At 53.2% G+C, this 18,805-nt stretch carries 14 protein-coding genes; 4 read left to right on the forward strand and 10 right to left on the reverse strand.

Going from position 1 to position 18,805, the window contains the following annotated elements; all coding sequences use genetic code 11:
* Nucleotides 1-7 precede the first annotated feature (7 nt).
* The 9 genes from ON072_RS13075 to ON072_RS13115 all read right to left on the reverse strand — a co-directional run bounded on the left by ON072_RS13075 (nt 8) and on the right by ON072_RS13115 (nt 11,599).
* Entirely contained in the window at nt 8-1,048 is a 1,041-nt protein-coding gene (locus ON072_RS13075) for a WD40/YVTN/BNR-like repeat-containing protein (RefSeq protein ID WP_028781455.1), read from the reverse strand.
* 89 nt (nt 1,049-1,137) lie between these two features.
* Complete coding sequence (locus tag ON072_RS13080) at nt 1,138-2,505, reverse strand: DUF1329 domain-containing protein (RefSeq protein ID WP_025887720.1); 1,368 nt, start codon at nt 2,503-2,505, stop codon at nt 1,138-1,140.
* Between the two features lie 13 nt (nt 2,506-2,518).
* Nucleotides 2,519-4,573, reverse strand: coding sequence for a DUF1302 domain-containing protein (locus tag ON072_RS13085; protein ID WP_107111444.1), 2,055 nt, complete (start codon nt 4,571-4,573; stop codon nt 2,519-2,521).
* A 315-nt stretch (nt 4,574-4,888) separates the two neighbouring features.
* The gene (locus tag ON072_RS13090; protein WP_025011156.1) at nt 4,889-5,104 is read right to left on the reverse strand and encodes a DUF2835 domain-containing protein; all 216 of its coding nucleotides are present in this window, start codon (nt 5,102-5,104) and stop codon (nt 4,889-4,891) included.
* 8 nt (nt 5,105-5,112) lie between these two features.
* Entirely contained in the window at nt 5,113-7,698 is a 2,586-nt protein-coding gene (gene pepN / locus ON072_RS13095) for an aminopeptidase N (RefSeq protein WP_107352033.1), read from the reverse strand.
* 124 nt (nt 7,699-7,822) lie between these two features.
* Nucleotides 7,823-9,886 (reverse strand): carboxy terminal-processing peptidase, encoded by a 2,064-nt coding sequence (gene prc / locus ON072_RS13100; RefSeq protein WP_144190648.1) that lies wholly within the window; start codon nt 9,884-9,886, stop codon nt 7,823-7,825.
* Between the two features lie 30 nt (nt 9,887-9,916).
* Nucleotides 9,917-10,576 (reverse strand): RNA chaperone ProQ, encoded by a 660-nt coding sequence (gene proQ / locus ON072_RS13105; protein WP_025011159.1) that lies wholly within the window; start codon nt 10,574-10,576, stop codon nt 9,917-9,919.
* 263 nt (nt 10,577-10,839) lie between these two features.
* Nucleotides 10,840-11,298 (reverse strand): GAF domain-containing protein, encoded by a 459-nt coding sequence (locus ON072_RS13110; protein WP_144380376.1) that lies wholly within the window; start codon nt 11,296-11,298, stop codon nt 10,840-10,842.
* A 13-nt stretch (nt 11,299-11,311) separates the two neighbouring features.
* Nucleotides 11,312-11,599, reverse strand: coding sequence for a YebG family protein (locus ON072_RS13115; protein WP_025011161.1), 288 nt, complete (start codon nt 11,597-11,599; stop codon nt 11,312-11,314).
* Nucleotides 11,600-11,795: 196 nt separating this feature from the next.
* On the opposite strand from ON072_RS13115, the gene ON072_RS13120 reads away from it, so the two are divergent.
* The 3 genes from ON072_RS13120 to ON072_RS13130 are packed head-to-tail and all read left to right on the forward strand — an operon-like array spanning nt 11,796 to nt 15,670.
* Nucleotides 11,796-12,443 (forward strand): paraquat-inducible protein A, encoded by a 648-nt coding sequence (locus ON072_RS13120; protein WP_037437264.1) that lies wholly within the window; start codon nt 11,796-11,798, stop codon nt 12,441-12,443.
* Complete coding sequence (locus tag ON072_RS13125; protein WP_025887715.1) at nt 12,433-13,071, forward strand: paraquat-inducible protein A; 639 nt, start codon at nt 12,433-12,435, stop codon at nt 13,069-13,071. Before ON072_RS13120 ends, ON072_RS13125 begins: the two co-directional genes overlap by 11 nt.
* Nucleotides 13,049-15,670, forward strand: coding sequence for a PqiB family protein (locus ON072_RS13130; RefSeq protein ID WP_062793772.1), 2,622 nt, complete (start codon nt 13,049-13,051; stop codon nt 15,668-15,670). Before ON072_RS13125 ends, ON072_RS13130 begins: the two co-directional genes overlap by 23 nt.
* A 62-nt stretch (nt 15,671-15,732) precedes the next feature.
* Here ON072_RS13130 and ON072_RS13135 read toward each other — a convergent pair whose 3' ends face one another.
* Nucleotides 15,733-16,959, reverse strand: coding sequence for a nucleoside recognition domain-containing protein (locus ON072_RS13135; RefSeq protein WP_071237467.1), 1,227 nt, complete (start codon nt 16,957-16,959; stop codon nt 15,733-15,735).
* Nucleotides 16,960-17,030: 71 nt separating this feature from the next.
* Between ON072_RS13135 and rsmF the strand changes: the two genes are divergently transcribed.
* Entirely contained in the window at nt 17,031-18,434 is a 1,404-nt protein-coding gene (gene rsmF, locus ON072_RS13140) for a 16S rRNA (cytosine(1407)-C(5))-methyltransferase RsmF (protein WP_109247923.1), read from the forward strand.
* Nucleotides 18,435-18,805: the final 371 nt, after the last annotated feature.

Raw genomic sequence — 18,805 nt, forward strand, 5'->3', positions numbered from 1 at the left:
TGGCCCTTTATTGTTGTTTTAGTTCGAAAAGCCCTTTGGTTCCGGCTATCCATAACCGGCCCTTGGGGTCAACGGCAACTGCCGATAAGTTTTCTCCTCTGCGCTGGGTTACCAGCTCAGCGTGTAAGTTGTTATCCAAACGAATCACGGCGCCGCCATTGCCGACCAGCAGCAGGCCCCCTTTGACCGGCGCAGCCGCATTGAGGGTCGATTCAAGCGGCATCTTTATCTCCTGCCACTGACTCATATCTTCCGGTGCGCTGAAGGCATGCCCTCGCAGACCAAACACATAGAGCTGTTTATCCCTTTCTATGGCATTGAACAAAGAGCCGTCATAAATAAACTCCAGTCGCTGCCACAAACGGCCGCCATCTTCGGAAATGGCTACCATCCCCAGCTCCCCGACCATAAGCAAGCGCTTGTCTTCAAGGGCGATGACCCGATTGAAATGGGGCAGAATAGAGTCAGACTCGGCCATATAGGCTTCTTCATCCTGCTGTTTAAGATCCGCCAGATAATCGGCGTCATCTTGGCTCAAGAGCTCGGGATGAAATTCTTTCTGCCAGCTTTGGCCACCATCTGTGGTGCGCAGAAATAGACCATAGGCACCAACGGCTATTCCGTTTTGCGAGTCGGCAAACCAGACATCCAGCAAGGGCCGGGCAAGCTCTGGCGAACTGAACTGTTGCTGCCAGGTGAGCCCGCCATCTTGGGTGGCAAGAATGGTGGCATCATGGCCCACGGCCCAGCCATGGTTGACATCGAGAAAAAATACCTTGGTCAACTGCGCCTGACTCGGTGTCGCCACCTGTTGCCACTGATTGGCATCGGCGCTGAGCCTTAAGATATGACCCCGCTCACCGACCGCCACCATAGTGCTGCCGGCCTGAGCAATATCCAACATCAAAGAATGAACGGCCAAAGGCTGGAGCTGGCCGGTCAGAGCCCCGGTTGCAGATTGCGTTTCGGCATGAAGGGGCGAAATCGCGCCCTGGAATGTGAGTATGCCAAGGCCCAGAGCCGCTGCTTGAAGCATGCGATACGACATTACAGACTTCCTTAGGGTTGAAAGGGGCGCACGCGCCCCTGGAATTTCCAACTGGGTGACCTCAGCCACCCATTACAGATGCCACAGGCTTAACGTATCCCTTCGCGGCGCAGCGCTGCCGGGGTGAAGTTGGCCTCGGACAACTTGGCATCGAAGTCATACATACGGCCTTCGTTATCCAAACCTATGGCGATATAGCGACGGGACTGCAGATCGTGATACACCTCGAGGGTACTCCAGTGAGTCGGCACCTCGTAGTAGTTCAGGCCATGAGCCATGGCAACCCGATACAGTTCGTCACGGTTGTCGTACAGATCGGCGATTGATACCTGCCAGGAATCCTCATCCAGATAAAAGACCCGGGTCTTGTAGATGTGGCGCATTCCCTCTTTCAAGCTGGCCTTGACCACCCAGACTCTGTGCTTTTCATAACGCACATAGTCAGGGTTCAGGTGACCTGGCTTGAGTAGCTCACTGTACTTGACCTTATCCGAGTGCAGACGGTAGTCGTTATAAGGAATGAAGATCTCTTTCTTGCCAAGCAGTTCCCAGTTGTAACGGGAAGGCGAACCGTTGAACATATCGAAATCATCCGTGGTGCGCAGGCCATCGGAAACCGTACCTGGAGTGTCGAAGGCCACGTTGGGCGCCTTTCTCACCCGGCGCTGCCCTGTGTTGTAAGTCCAGGCCTGGCGGGGTTCCTTTTCCTGATCCATGGTTTCCTTCACCAATAGCGCGGTACCGGCAAGACGCGCAGGCTGGGTAACTACCTGTTTGAATTCAAACAAGATATTGTTTTTTTTCAACTCTTCGAGACTGGCATCCGGGCGTGAATATTCGAAACGTATCTCTTCGGCCATTTCCACCAGAGTATAATCACCGCTGGCGGTAGGCGCAGCTTGGCTACGCTCGGTTTCGATATCAATACCGCGGAATCTGAGGATATGGTTCCAGATGGCTTCAAGGCCATTGGCCGGCTCAGGGAAAGGAATACCTATGGAAGCGCCATCGACACCATTGCCCTCGGCTACCAGAGTTGCACGGGTAGCATTGGCCTTGGTGGCATCATAGACAAACTGAGGCACAGAAGCGGTACGCCGGGTCTGGTAGATGTTCATTTTGAAACTATCTGGATAGGTTTCGAACATCTTCAGCTGACCAGGCGTCAAAAACTCCTTGTATTGATCCTTGTTGGCCGCGGTAACCGTCGCCAGCGGCTTGTCATCCGGGAAAGGATCGGGATGGTGCATGCCCTTTTGATAGCCCGCTGGAGGTGTGGTAATACCGCCGTCCCAAGCCGGAATACTGCCATCGGCATTGGGGCCCTTCTCAGCCCCGAGTGGAGTCAGACTGGTACCCAATTTTGCCGCATCGGCCTCGGAAATCTTGGCTTCTACAGCTGTGGTGGCCCCCAAAGCCAGGATCACAGCAGCAGACAATATAGCTATAGTTCTCATTTTATTGTCCTTATCAGATCGAAAACTTAACGTTGAAAGACACATAATCGCGATCGGCCATCGCGTTGGTTGTGCCTACCCCACCAAAGAAACTGTTATAGGAAAGATCCGCGCCCCAGCGGCTCTGGTAGTCAAAACTGAGTCCCAGTGCCACGGACTTGCGACCTTCGGTAAACAGGAACATAGGATCCGGGGTGATACCCTCAACGTCATGGGAGAAAATCACTCTAGGTGACATATTGATGCCGGAGAACACGTTGTTGAAATCGGCCTTGGCGACAATCCGGTAACCCCAGGCGAAATCTGTCGGGAACGGATTGGTTTCAGGGCCATTGTGCAACGCCTCTATGATGCCAGGCATATCCGGATTGCCGCCGCTGCGACCTGTGCCTGGACCATTGAGCCTGAGTTCATCGAAACCCGGCATATCGTGGATCCATACCCCACCGACTTCGGCGAGCATGGTCAGGTTATCGGTACCCAAGGTGGGACCGAACAAGTGGGTAAAGGTCATCTGCGCTTGAGTGGTATCGAGACGAATATAACCTTCGGCGTATTCACCCGGACCAACATCCTTGACATAGGAAGTGTACTGGGACAAACCATCAAGATCCGGCCTCAGCCCTGCGTTGGCAAGCTGTTGTGGCATAGCGGCAAATAGCAGTTCCACATCATCAATCTGCAGTGGCTCATCCTGGCGGTGTGCGATTTCACCGGCTACAGAGGTATCACCAAGCAAGGTGTTAAAGCTAAAGCCATAGAGCTTGATATCTTCGGGATAAACCACCTGGGCCTTGGAGAAGCTTTCCAGGCTCAGCAGCACTTCACGGTTAATATTGCCGGCGTTTTGCCCAAGCACAGCCATATCTGACAGCAGCGCGCCTGTGCTGAAGTCCGCCGTGGTACCACTGATGAGTGGGCGACGGCTATGGTAGTTCATGTAGTACAAGCCAAACTCGGTTTCACCCAGCTCCGGAGCGTAATAACCCAGTTTGATACCGTACTGACCGGAATCGCTGGGAGCGGCTTCATCTTCCACCAATGTCACCTTGGTGGGATAAGCCAGTGCCATCTGCACCAACTGCTCGGTCGGAATATTCTGTCCGGAGGCTATCATGTTGGACAGACGGTTATATTCCTGGGTCAGGAAGTCGAGATTGATATCCGGGTTGGCGTTGAAGCCAAGCTGAGCGTTTTGGTTGTAGCCACCGTAACCGACAAAGTCGTTGGTGCCGAAAATCGACCCGGGAGTCGGAACCCAGATAGGCTCCCAGTCATACTGATAAAAAGCTTCCAGCGACAGGTTTTCGGTCACCCCAAAAGAGGCCCACACCATACCCTGTGGCCTGAAGGCTTCCTTCAATTCTGCGCCCGGCGCGTTGAGTATGTTCAAATCAACCGGGTTGATCACCGCAATACCATGGGAAATCAGCGTGCTTTCCCCCCATGACACCACCTGATTACCCACACGGATAGTCAGTGGATTGGCACCATCGTTGAAATCGAAGTTGGCATAGACGAAGGCATCCAGCAGACGGATATCCTTACACTGCACTTCCTCGGCGCGCTTGTCGGCGCAAGGGTCGTAGCGGTTGCCGGTCAGAGGGTCATTGAAATCGTAAATTCTGTCGTTCAGCTTACGATCGTAGAAATACATGCCGCGGGCGAAAATACCGAAATTCTCATACTTGAGCGACAGCTCGTGCAGCCCCTTGAAGATTTCCGAGGTGGTATCACCCTTGGAATAGAGGAGATTACTCAAGTCATTGTTGCTGGAATAAGAACCGGGCTGCGCCCAGATCTCGGCAGCCGTGTACTTGGTATCAGTAAAAGCGGAATAGCCACTCCAGTCGAATCTGGGATGGTTAACCTTACCTATCTGACCATCCCAGTCACGTCCTTCCACGCGCCAACTGGCGCCCAAGGTCCAGGTCGAATCAAAGGAGCCATCCACATCGCCCCATTTGAAAGACACCGCTTCGACACTGGGGATCATCCCTAAACTCAGTGCCGACGCCACCCCCAAAGCGAGCGCCGACTTGTTAAAACGGTTTATCACTGTTTTCATTTATCGCTTCTCCGTAACCTGCTGGATTAATTGTTATAGGAGTCTCAACCAACATCTTGTTAGCTCACAGGTAACACCATTGTTACAGCAATTAATGCTGATGAGCAAGGCGGATACTGAGAAATTTATTGTGCAGATTTGAGGACTTAAGACGGATCCGTCATTCAGGAAAGGTGCAGGGATTTAAATTTTTGTTGAGTATGCAAACGACAGTGAAGGTTAACAGCTATAATCCAATTAATTTCAATGAATTAACCTTTGTTACAGCTGTAAAAAACGGCCGACTGATTTAGTCGACCGTTTTAAGTAATTACTCTAAAGTTGTTTCAGGGAAATGAACTTTCCATCCCGGTCCAATCTGAGATGGAATTCACCGTGAATACCATCGGCGGTCAGAAAAGGACGTAGACGGCGGCCGTTGATCCAGAGGATCTTGCCACCCTTTTCCCTGACCTCAACATTTTCAGCAATACCTTGATAGTAAGGTAAAAAGTCCTGATAACTCAGATTGAGGCGAAAGTAAAATTCCATCTTTAAACTCAGTCTTCCAGTGCGCGGCTGACCTTCTCATAAAGATCCCGTGACAGCTCAGGCATAGCCAACAACTCCTGCAGGCAAGCCTTCATTTTGGCCTGACGCCCGGCGTCAAACTTGGCAAACTGGATCAGCGGAGTAATGATCCGTGCAGCCACTTGCGGGTTGAGGCTATTGAGCTGTTTGAGCATGACGGTAAGGAAAGCATATCCCTTGCCGTCCTGGCGGTGGAATTGGCGCACATTGGCCGCAGCAAAACTGCCCACCAGGGAACGAACCCGGTTGGGATTATTCAGACTAAAAGCCGGATGTTGCAACAGGGTCTCGAGTCTGGCGATCACCTCATCATCTTCGGCCATCGCCTGCAGGCTGAACCACTTGTCCATCACCAGAGGGGTCTGGTTCCAGCGCTGCTCGAATGCCTGCATCAGGATATTGCGGCAATCACAATCGGCATCATTGGCGGCAAGCAGCGCGCCCAGCGCATCTGTCATGCCAGAGGCCGATGCAAACTGCTGTTCAATCAAAGACTCATGCTCATCAGAGACTTTGGCCAGCAGCCAAAGCAGGGTGTTTTTCAAACTGCGGGCGGCAGCCTCATCCAGTGGCAGCAATTGACGATAACGGGCCAGCAGCTCATCTTCACAGCCAGTGGCGATGGCTTCAATCACAAAGTCGCGAGCCAGCAACAGGGCATCCAATTCAACCTTATCCGCCTGCTCAATCAAGGAAGACACTGAAAGCAGCTTGAGAATTTCGGCCGCAAGGCCCTTATCCAAAGCTTCGTCCAGTATCACACCTCTGAAGCCGTCGACAACCCGAGGATCCAGATGCATCCCCTGCCCTTGTTCAAGTAAAGTCACATTGGCCCAAACAGCGCGGCTGAAGAGACTCATCGCCGCTTCCCAGCGGGCCACTTCACTGCCGGCATGGCGCAGTAAGCAGAGCAGCTGCACTGTGCTGTAGTCATACTTGAGCTTCACCGGCGCCGAAAAGTCCTGCAACAGCGAAGGGATCGGACGGGCACTGATATCCTTAAACTCCAGAGTCTGCTCGGCCTGGGTAAAATCAAACACTTGGTTGACCAAGGCGTTGCCGTCATTGCCCAGCAGTTCCAGGCTGAACGGAATATGCAACGCTGCCTTGGCCGCTTCACCGGCGCGCACTGGGGTGAACTGTTTGAGGTGCAGGCGGTAAGTCTCTGTGCTTGCCTCATACTCATCGGTCACTGTCACTTGAGGGGTGCCCGCCTGGCTATACCAAAGGCGGAATTGAGTAAGATCTTTACCTGAGGCATCTTCCATAGCAGCGACAAAGTCGTCACAGGTAACCGCCTGGCCGTCGTGGCGCTCGAAATAGAGCTTCATCCCCGCCTGGAAGGCCTGCTCACCCAACAGGGTGTGCATCATGCGGATCACTTCGGCGCCCTTGTTGTAAACAGTGACTGTGTAGAAATTATTCATCTCTATCACGCTTTCGGGACGAATAGGATGCGACATCGGGCCAGAATCCTCGGCGAACTGCTGGTTCTTGATGACCTTGATGGCATGAATACGGTTGACGGCCCGGGAGCCGAGATCTGAGCTGAATTCCTGATCGCGAAATACGGTCAGGCCCTCTTTCAGGCTAAGTTGGAACCAATCGCGGCAAGTTACCCGGTTGCCGGTCCAGTTGTGGAAATATTCGTGGCCAATCACAGATTCTATACCGTGAAAGTCATCATCGGTCGCCGTGTCTTTATCCGCCAACACATACTTGGTGTTGAAGATATTCAGGCCCTTGTTTTCCATTGCACCCATGTTGAAGAAGTCCACAGCCACCACCATGTAGATATCGAGATCGTACTCGAGATCAAAGCGTGACTCGTCCCAGGCCATCGCCTTTTTAAGTGAAGCCATGGCGTGTCCGGCCTTGTGCAGGTTGCCCTTGTCGACAAACACCTGCAGTTTGACCTCTCTGCCGGAGCGGGTGGTAAAGCTGTCTTCCAGCAGGTCAAAGTCACCGGCAACCAAGGCAAACAGGTAAGCGGGTTTAGGGAAAGGGTCTTGCCAGACGGCGAAATGACGACCATCGGCCATCTCCCCTTTCTCCAGCAAGTTGCCGTTGGAGAGCAGGAAAGGAAACGCCTTGTCGGCTTCGATACGTACCTGGTATTTGGCCAGCACATCGGGACGGTCGAGAAAATAGGTGATGCGCCTGAAACCTTCCGCCTCACACTGAGTGCAATAGGCGCCATCGGACATGTACAGGCCTTCCAGTGCCGAGTTATCGGCCGGGCTGATGCGAGTCACCAGAGTCAATTCAAATTCGTTGAGTTCGGTTTCAAGCAGTAGTTTACCCGGCTCGAGGCGATAGTCGGCCGGTTCACCATTGACCAACAGCTGCTCCAGTTCCAGCTCGTCACCATCAAGCTGCAGAGGCTCATTGTGACTGCCGTTGCGCTTTACCCGGCTGACGGCCGTCACTCGGGTTTGCTTGGGTTCAAGCTGAAATGAGAGTGACAGTTCGGGGATCAAAAACGCCGGTGGACGATAATCGGCCAGGTGCTTGGCCTGCAGTTGTTGCGGGGAAATGGTTTGTGCTTCAGACATAGGTCATCCTTAATTCGTTGGGCACTGGCAGTCGCTGAGTTCGTTGACTGATCTTGCCTCTGTTCGCGCTGGGAGCAAACAAAAAACGCGCAATCAGCGCGTTTTTTGTTTCCTGGAGCCAGCATCAATTTGCGCTGTTTTTTGCCAATCTCTGATAGTCCACCATATCCAGAGTGATATAGACGGCTTCATCGAGGAAGGCATCCGGAGTCTCGATTTTCTTCTCGTCTTCGGAGACATTTTCATCGTCATCCAGAGACTTCAAGGGTTCGAGACCATGGTCAACCCGACGTTCGTTGAGGCGGGCCAACTGTTTCTGATCGTCCTTATCCCGCTCGGCCAAGCGCTCACTTTCCACCAGAGAAACACTCTTCTCTTTATGGTGTTTCTTGAACTCGCCTATGTCCTGCAGTATATAGCCGAACTCGACGTCCTGCTTAATCCGACTCTCGTGGCGTTTCGCAAGATTGCTGACCATCTCTGCGCCGATTTCACCCAAAGGCTGGTACTTGGCTACAGGCACCTTATCCCATGGCAGTGCATTGTCTTCTTCCGCCTCACCATATTCCCCCGGCTCCAACGCACTGGGGAACGGAATATCCGGAGTCACACCTTTCAACTGAGTACTGCCACCATTAATACGGTAGAACTTGGCTATGGTGTACTGCACATGGCCAACCGGCTTTTCATACAGGTCGTAGATACGGCCAAGGCTCTTGTGCTGCTGCACTGTGCCTTTACCGAAGGTAGACTCACCGATAATCAAGGCGCGGCCATAATCCTGCAGCGCAGCGGCAAAAATTTCCGATGCCGAGGCCGAGTAACGGTCAACCATCACTGTGAGTGGACCGTCATAATAGCTCTTGCCGTCGTTGTCGCGGTTTTCGCTGATGCGACCATTGGCGTCACGAATTTGCACCACAGGCCCCTGATCGATAAACAGCCCGGTAAGCAAAGTCGCTTCGGTCAAGGCGCCACCACCGTTACCACGCAAGTCAATAATCACACCTTCAACCTTGGCTTCATTGAGTGTTTGCAACTCCTTGGCCACATCGCGGGATAAGTCCATATAGAAGCCGGGGATCTGGATAACACCAATTTTACGCTGAGCGTAAGGACCGGTTTCCGGCTCGACTATCTTGGAAGTCGCCGCCCTGTCTTCGAGACGAATTTTGTCCCGCACCACAGTCACATTGATGGGTTTGGCATTGGAGCCGCCTTTCTTGGGCAGCACCTGCAGAGTCACCTTGCTACCTTTAGGGCCTTTGATCAGGTCGACTACATCATCCAGACGCCAGCCGATAACATCGACCATCTCCTTGCCTTCCTGACCTACACCGACAATTCTGTCTTCAGGCGCCAGCTTCTCACTCAGCGCAGCAGGACCACCGGCCACCAGACTCTTGATAACTGTGTAGTCATCTTCCATCTGCAATACGGCGCCTATCCCTTCCAGGCTCAGGTTCATCTCCATCTGGAAACGTTCGGCATTACGGGGAGACAGGTAACTGGTGTGCGGCTCGACACTGCGGGCAAATGCATTCATCAGCCCCTGGAACACGTCTTCACTGTTGGTTTGCTTCAAGCGTTTGATGGCGTTGTTGTAGCGCTTACCCAGCACATCAACAATCTCCGGCCACTCTTTACCGGTCAGCTTGAGGTTGAGGGCATCGTACTTGACCCGCTGACGCCACAGCTCGTTGAGCTCGGCCTCGTCTTTGGGCCAGGCGGCATCTTTACGATCAAAGACATAAGCATCGCCGGCCTGATTAAAGTCCATCTCTTTGTCGAGCAGACTCAAGGCATAGGCAAAACGCTCGTAACGGCGCTGCTGCACCAGATCGTACATCTTGTACGCCGGTTCCAGATCGCCGCTGCGTACCATATCGTCAAACTGATTGGCATAAACCTTAAAACTGTCGATATCGCTCTGCAACAATACATTGCGGCGGTAGTCGAGTTGTTCAAGAAAGCGTTTGAAGATCTGCTGTGAGAAGGCATCATCCAGATCGAATCTGTGATAATGGGAGCGACTGAACAGGCCGGTTATCCGTTTACTGGCAACCTTGTGTTGCGGCTCCTGTTGCAAATGGGGTAACTCGCTGACCGGGACTGCCGGTGAGATAGCCAGCGCCTGGGCTCCCATAAAGACACTGGCGATCGATGCAGCAAGAATAAATTTTCGCATCAGCAAGTTACTCCTTTCTATTTGATGATTTTACAGCAGAATATGTTCCACGCGGACCTTAACTGACAGGCCGGAATCCAGTTGGACGTGAACATCTTCTTTATTGATGTCGAGGATCACACCGGCTACCGGTGTCATACCCAATTTGACATTCACTCGCTGTGAAGGTTTCAGCTCTTCCAATACGGCTGGTACCAATTCCACGGCTGGAGCGGCAGGCTTGCCAGGCTTACGGGCCGCCTTTTTATCGCTGCGTGGGCGCTCGTTGCGGGGCTTGTCCCCTTGAGGACGAGGCTTACGCGCAGGCTTGGCTTTTTTGGCTTCACCTTCTTTGGCTGGCTCGGCAGCACGGCGGGCCTTGGCTTTTTCCTGACTCTCTTTCAGCGTCGCCTTGGCATGTTCAATATGCTCTGGGTCCAGTTCGCCGCAAGGGTTACCATCGAGATCCACCCTCTGAGCGCCTTCCTTGATGCACTTCAGATAGCGCCAACTGTTGGTGTAGCGTCTCAGGGCGACCCTAAGTTGGGTCTTACTGACTTTGGAATCATCAGCCAACCTTTCAGCCAAATCCTGAAACAGTCCTATCTTCAGTGGTTTGGTTTCTCCTTCGGCAATAAAGCACAAAGGGAATGTTTCATACAAATACGCCAGAATAGCGTTGGTGTCGGTCAACTTTTCTGTTGATTCCATCATTACTTCCACAGTTAACAGGGGACGTCAGTGGTCAGTTAGGTCTGCTGTACTCACGGCGTCGTTCATCTTCGTTAACCCCTTGGGGGATAACGTACAAATTAGCATGCATTCGGCCATTGCCAAAGGCATTACACAAAACTTAACATTTCAGCCTGATACGGCCAAGCACCACAAACGGTCATTTGGCCCTCAAAGCGGCCGCCTATTATAAGCTGCACGCGCCTTAAAGCGACCACCAATTGTGGCAGATTGTACGGGAATTAACCAAATAAGCACTTTTCCAGACTCTGCACCAGGGTCTCCAGCCCGGCTTGATCCTCTTTATCGAAGCGCGACAGGCTGGGACTGTCGATATCCAGCACGGCAATCAGTTCGCCCTTTTGGTAAACAGGGATCACAATTTCCGAGTTGCTGGCGGCATCACAGGCGATATGTCCGGCAAACTGATGTACATCCTCAACCAACTGAGTCTCGGCCTTGGCGGCCGCGGTGCCACAGACCCCCTTGCCCATTGGAATTCGGGTACAGGCCAGTTTCCCTTGAAAGGGCCCAAGCACCAGTTGCTCACCCTTGAGCAGATAGAAGCCCACCCAATTGATGTCTTCAAGGTGTTCATTCAGCAAAGCTGAGAAATTGGCCATGGCACAAATGACATCGTCTTCACCGGCAAACAGTGCCTGTACCTGACGGTTGAGCGTATCGTAAAACTGAGCTTTCATCTGTATTCCCGGGTTATGCCTTTTCTGGTTCTGTCTTCTTCTTACTGCTCTTGGCGGGGGCCGGTGCTTTTACCGGGGCGCCCTTGAGCAGATTCGCCAGTGTATCTTTATGAGAAGCTAAATAAAAAGCAAGTTTTTCCGCTGTATTATCATCCAGTTCCAATTCACTGGCTTGAATAAAGGGGATTAAGTTATCCGCGATGTCGAGCATCTTATCGTAGGCGTCTGCCTCCTTCTTAGATGTAAATGTCATCTTCTCAACCCCTTCTCTGACCACAACGTACTGAGTTATAACGGCCATGACCTTCCTCACACTGTTTAAATATACAGTATATAGAGTGACATAAAATGCGCTATAGATGCAAGAGACGCGCTCTTTCTGATAGTATTTGCGAGTTTGTTTTGTCGATTAACTCCAATGGACCCACGCGCAACGCAGTTAGTGTGTTGACGACTAAGTTTGGGTCACCATGGCCAGAACAGGACATATCCAGCATTTGAAAGCTTATACTCCAAGCGACAACAAACCGGACTGCAGCATAGTGCTCTGCCGCGCCTGTGATTTGGCTGTGAGTAAACGCGCCTTGCCCTCCGGCGTCAGAGCGCTTTGTCCCAGATGCCATACAGCGCTTTATGATGCGCCCTATTGTTCTATCAATGGCATGCTGGCGTTATGTATCAGTGCCCTGCTGTTTTATCTGCCCGCCATGCTGCTACCTGTATTGGAAATGCACTTTCTCGGCAGTGTCAGAACCACGACCGCATACCAAGGTGCCCTGGCGGTAATTGACCAAGGTTATTGGATAGTGGGGATTGCCGTATTGGTGGCGGCAGTAATAGCCCCAGGAGTACTCAATCTGTCGATTTTTGTTCAGGTACTGATCATCAAGACAGGTCTGGTGCAGCATCACTTCTGGCGAGGGGTTCTCACCTGGTTGCTCAAGAAGCAAGGCCTGCTGTCGCAAATGACCATGCTGGAAATTTATGTGATCAGTTTCCTGGTTTCCGCCTTTCAGTTGTCCGACTTCTCCGATGTTTACTTTGGCATGGGAACCTTTTGTTTTACCATGCTGTTTTTGGTGACTCTCTTCCTGCAGCGCGAATATAACCTGGAGCATATGTGGAGTTTTCTCGATGAAAGCTAGAAAGCAGATCCAGGGCAAAGACATGGGCCTGTGCACCTGCCCTGCCTGCAAGAAACTCAACCTGATAGAGGATGAGTACTGCAGCCGCTGCCAAAACCCACTCAGGCTAAGGGACGAAACCAGTCTGCAAAAAAGCTGGGCCTTGCTGATCACGGCAGCCATCTTGTTGATCCCGGCCAACATCTATCCCATTACCATGCTCACCAAACAGGGCAAGGTTACCTACGACACCATTTTTTCCGGCATCACCCATCTGGTACAGTCGGATATGTTACCCATCGCCATCATAGTCTTTACCGCCAGTATTCTGGTGCCCTGGCTGAAGATTATCGGCCTGGCTTTCTATCTGACGGCGATCAGTTTCAACCTGCCTATCCCCAAACGGCCACTGATGGCTGGGTTTCATATCATAGAATGGATTGGACGCTGGTCTATGCTGGATCTGTTTGTCATATCCATTACCGTTGCCCTGGTTAATATGGGGCAATTGCTGGACGCCAAGCCGGCGCCGGCAGCAACTGCGTTTGCCTTGGTCATCCTCTTTACCCAACTTGCGGCCAAGGTGTTGGACACACGTTTACTTTGGGATCAACTGGACACAGAAGATGACGCAAATCGAAAAGCCTAAAATAGTCAAAAAGAAGCTTTTTTCCCCCATCTGGCTGTTACCTATAGTGGCGTTGGCCTTGGGCGCTTGGCTGGGGCTGAAGAGCATCAAGGAATCCGGCATTGAGGTGCGGATCCACTTCCCCAGTGCCAGTGGTATGGACGTAGGCAAGACGCTGGTGCGCTATCAAGGCCTGACCGTCGGCAAGGTGGTGGATATCTCCATCGATGAAGAGCTGCAGGGTGTGAATGTCGATGTATTGATGGACTACCGCGCCGAGCCTTTCCTCAGGGATGAAACCAAGTTCTGGCTGGTGACCCCCAAAGCATCCATCACAGGTGTCGAAGGTTTGGATGCCTTGTTCTCGGGAAACTATATAGGTATTCAACCCGGAGACGGCGATTCACGTTACAGCTACGAGGCCGAGCGCTCTGCCCCGGCCGTGCTGCCCAGTAATGATGGCTTAGTGGTTGAACTGAGCGCCGATCGCCTCGGCTCACTGGATGTGGGCTCTCCGGTATTCTATCGCCAGGTACCGGTTGGCAGTGTGGTCAGCTATCGACTCGACAACAGTGACAAGCTGCAGCTGAGTGCCTTTATTCAGGAGCAATATGCCTATCTGGTCAAGAAAGATTCCCGCTTTTGGAATGTCTCCGGCATAGAGATCAACGCCTCACTTTCCGGCGTTAAGGTCAGCGCAGAGAGCCTGGCGGCGATACTCGCCGGCGGCATCAACTTTGATTCCCCCGAAAGCTCAAAGAACGCAGTAAACGGCGATAGTTTCACCCTATATGACAATGAAACAGAAGCCAGTGGCGGCGCCAGCTTTATTCTGTCGGCAAAAAACGCCGATGGCCTCAACAAGGGCAGCCCCATTCTCTACCGCGGTTTGCCTATAGGGGAAATCGAAGAGATAGTGCTGGCCGATGACGGCGTGGCGCTGCATGCCCGCCTGGACGCCCCCTACTCGAGTCTTTTGACCGGCACGGCGCAGTTTTGGCGTGAAGGCGCTGAGCTGTCACTGTCAGGCATAAAACACCCGGGCCGATTGCTGAGCGGCGATGCCATCGCCTTTCTCCCGGGTACGGGCGAGGCCCAGACCCGTTACGCCTTGGCCGAGCAGGCGCCGGATCTCAGCAAGGCCAAGGCGCTAAAGATAACGCTTAGAGCCGATGAAAACCCCGGCATCAGCCCAGATGCCGAGCTGAGGTACAAGAAGATCGCCATAGGCAAGGTCACTTCAGTTGCCCTGAGCCGGGACTTCAATTCGGTCGAGTACCAGGCCGAGGTGTTGCCCGAGTTTGCCCCGTTGCTGACTCAAGGCAGTGACTTCATCGCCGAAGCCGCGCTGGACTTCAACGCCTCACTGGACGGCGTCAGCCTCAAGAGCGGCGATTTTACGACCCTGACCAAGGGCAGTGTCAGCTTAAGACGCGGCCAAAGCCGCAAGGGCGCCGATCTTTCCAAGCCGTTGCCGCTGTTTGCCTCGAGTGCCGAGGCCGGCCACTATTACCAAGGCATGGAGCAGCTCAACTGGCAGCTCTACAGCGATGATGGCGCCGACTTGAGCCCAGGCGCACCTGTCTACTACAAGAAGATGCAGATAGGACAGGTGAAACAGGTCAGCTGGCAGAGCCAGGATGACAGATTTGCCATTGCGCTCGCCATAGACCATACCTTTGCGCCCCTGCTCAAACCCAATGCCGTGTTTTGGCGCAACCAGGCGGTGTCAATCGATGCCGGGCTTTCGGGAGTCAAGCTGGATGTCGCGCCGCTGGCCGGTGCCATCAAGGGCAGTATCAGTTTGGGCTTTTTGGAGCAAGGCGAGCCCAACAATAAGCAGCTTTATGCTTCCGAGTCACTGGCGCGCAATCAAGCCGTTGCCATTGGGCTGAGTTTCCCGGCCAGTGCCACTATCAAACCAGGTGCCGCTATCCGCTATCAGGGTCATCAGATAGGTGAAGTCACCCGGGTAACCTTGAGTGACGATCTCAACAGCCAGCAACTCAGTGCCTTCCTCTATGGCCGCTATGCCGAGCCGTTTCTCAAAAGCGACAGTCGCTTCAGCCTGGTCAATGCCGAAATATCCCTTAAGGGCATAAAGGCACCGGAAACCCTGCTGACCGGCGCCTATATCAGCGCTCTTCCCGGCCAAGCCGCCGAAGTAAGCCAACAGTTCAATGGCCAAGTACACACGGCGGTTGCCCCAGAGGCCGATGCGCTGCAACTGGTGCTGAGCAAGGCCAGCCTGGGCTCGGTCAACATAGGCACAGGGATCTTCTTTCGCGGCATTCAAATTGGCGATGTAACCAGCTATCGACTGGCGCCCAAGGGCGATGAAGTCTGGATCCAGACCCAGATTGCTGCGCCTTATCGGCATCTTATCAACCAGAGCAGCAGGTTCTACGACTTGTCCGGTATTCGGGTCGATTTGGGGCTTTTTTCCGGAGCCCAAATCGAAACCGGCTCATTGGAAACCATACTCGCCGGCGGCATAGGAGTGGTCACTGAGCTCGACAATCAAAGCAGCAAACCGCTTGAAAACCAGAGTCTGATGCCACTTCATGACAAACCCGAGCGCGACTGGCTCAACTGGCGCCCAAGACTCAGCCAGCCATAAAACCCAAACGGGGCTCGTCTGAGCCCCGTTTTTTAACTCTGTAATCCTACCTATGTATCGCCTCAGCCATAAAACCAATAGCACACGGCGATAGCAGTGCAGATACCCGCCAGATCGGCAAACAAGCCACAAGCCAGTGCGTGGCGGCCATTGCGGATACCGACGGCACCAAAATACACTGCCAGCACGTAAAAAGTGGTTTCAGTACTACCCTGGAAAATGGCCGCCAGCCTACCGGCAAAAGAATCGACGCCGTAATGGGCCATGGTTTCCAGCATCATGGCTCTGGCGCCTGAGCCGCTCAAAGGCTTCATCAGGGCGGTTGGCAAGGCATCGATAAAGCGGCCATCCATCCCCATATGGCTCACCAAAGCGGCAATAACACCGAGTAGATAATCCAGCGCGCCGGAGGCGCGCAGTAAGGCTATCGCCAGCAGCATGGCCAGCAGATAAGGAATGAGCCGCACCGACTGTTCAAACCCCGACTTGGCGCCTTCGATAAATTCATCGTAAACCGCCACCCGCCGCAGCAGCGCCACCAACACAAAGGCAAAGATGATCCCCAGCAGCAAACCGTTCCCCAGCATGGCGGAGACTTCGCCGATCCGCTCGGCTCCCAGGGTCAACAGGTACATCACTCCGGCGCTGAGACCGCCGAGCAGTATTGCGCCATAACTCAGCACCACCCAATCCAGCAAGCGTATCCTTTGCACCAGCGCCACCACACTCAAACCCGCCAGGGTCGAGCCCAGGGTAGAGAGTAAAATAGGCAGGAAAATGTCGGCAGGATCAGCCGCCCCTTGCTGCGCCCGGTACAGAAAAACCGTCACGGGTACCAAAGTCACAGAAGAGGTATTGAGCACCAAAAACAGGATCTGGGCATTGGTGGCGGTCTTCTTGTCGGGGTTCAGGCTTTGCAGATCCGCCATCGCCTTAAGTCCCAATGGTGTGGCGGCATTGTCCAACCCCAGCATATTGGCGGTCAGGTTCATGGTGACGCTGCCATAGGCGGGATGGCCTCTTGGCACTTCCGGCATCAACTTGCTGAGCAGCGGCTCAAATACCCAGGCGATGGCTGCAATCACTCCGGCTTTTTCCCCGAGACGCATCAGCCCCATCCACAGGGTCAACACCCCAATCAATCCCAGGGCTATTTCCGCGGCCAATTTGGCGCTGTCAAACATCGCCGTGACAGACTCATTGAGAACGGTCGCATCACCACTCATCAAACGCAGCAAAATCGCTCCCAGCGCGATAATAAAGAACAGACTCCAAACCCGGTTCAACACCTAAAACACCCCACAGTCGCCGCGCCCGAGTGTGCTATACTGCCGCCATCCCGGGGTCACCCTTTTTATTTATGGTTCAATTAAATCAGAATTTTATCAACAGTATCGCCAAGGATCTGCCAGAACATCTCAAGCTCGAGGATTTTATTCACTTTTGCAGCTTACCACTGAGAGCCGCCTTGCGGGTCAACACCCTCAAAATCAGCGTCGATGAATTCCTCTCGAGAATGCGGGCCAAAGGCTGGCAGTTCGAAACCATTCCCTGGTGCCCTGAGGGATTTTGGTATCAGGCGGGCGATAGCCAACCCGGAAATTGTATCGAACATCAGCAAGGGCTGTTTTACATTCAGGAGGCCAGCTCCATGCTGCCGCCCATGGCGCTGCTGGAGCCGGGAATGGAGCGGGTGCTAGATATGGCCTCGGCGCCGGGATCCAAGACCACACAAATGGCGGCCATGATGGCCAATGGTGGTGTGCTGATCGCCAACGAATACTCCTCCAGCCGCGTCAAAGTGCTGCATGCCAATCTGCAGAGAATGGGGGTCAGCAATACGGCCCTGACCCACTTCGATGCCAGGGTGTTCGGCCAATACCAGTATGAATCCATGGATGCGGTGTTGCTCGATGCCCCCTGTAGCGGTGAAGGCACGGTACGTAAGGATCCGGATGCCCTCAAACACTGGGATCCACAGGAGATAGCCGACATTGCCGCCACCCAGAGGGATCTGATAGATTCCGCCTTTCTGGCACTTAAGCCAGGCGGGGTAATGGTGTACTCCACCTGTACCCTCAACAGCCAGGAAAACCAGGCCGTACTGCAATACCTCAAGCAAAAATATGGCGCTGCCGTGGCTTTTGAGTCACTTGAGTCACTGTTTGCCGGGGCGGAAAAAGCCTGCACTGCCGAGGGCTTCCTGCATATTTGGCCGCAAATCTATGACAGCGAAGGTTTCTTTGTTGCCAAGGTGCGTAAACTGAGTTCAGTGGCGCGCGAAAGCGATGAACCCAAACAACAAAAGCAGTTTCCTTTCAGTCCCGCCAGTGCCAAACAGCAACAGGCCATCGCCGCCGAGCTGCAGCGGTTGCTCGGCAAAACACTTCCCGAAGGCAGCCTCTGGATCCGGGATCAGGAGTACTGGCTGTTTCCCAGCGGCTTTGAGCCCTTTATCGGCAAGATGCGTTATCAACGTATCGGTCTTAAGCTCGCCGATGACAGTAAGCATGGGTTGAAACTGCGCCATGAAGCCTTAATGGCCTTGGGAGTAACCGCCGACAAGGGTTATGAAGTTACAGAGCCTGAGGCTCAGGCTTATCTGATGGGCCGGGATATCGCGCTGGATGGCAGTGAAAAGGCCCGTGGTGAGCTGGTATTGACCTGGGGCGGGCAAGTGCTGGGGTTGGGTAAACATCTGGGAAACCGGCTGAAGAACAACCTGCCGCGGGAGCTGGTCAAAGACAAGATCTGCCTATCCTGAAAGCCTTGGCCGTCCTGAAAGCATTAGGTAAACGCCGCTGCAGACACGCCTTCGATTAAACTTGCCTGAATGCTTAAAAGAGTGGCTTGTTAAGTCATTCTTTTAAGTGCCCTTACTTAAATCGACCTCTATTTTTGTTATATCTTATACCAATTGGTGCTAACAAATCTGCCGGCCAAATACCTCTTTTAGTGGCGTTCGGCTAATATTTAGTCAGAGATAGCCAATCCTGTCGGATCTCAACATTAGCGCACGGCTCAACCATGAGCCATTCCCCTAGGCCCAAAACAATTGGAATAGTTTTGGGCCTTTTTTTAGGTTCATCGCGGATCTCCGGGGAACGCCTCTCTGACTTTCAGAAAGAAGTATTC

It is taken from the genome of Shewanella sp. K8 (assembly GCF_028823715.1).
Lineage (GTDB): Bacteria > Pseudomonadota > Gammaproteobacteria > Enterobacterales > Shewanellaceae > Shewanella > Shewanella algae.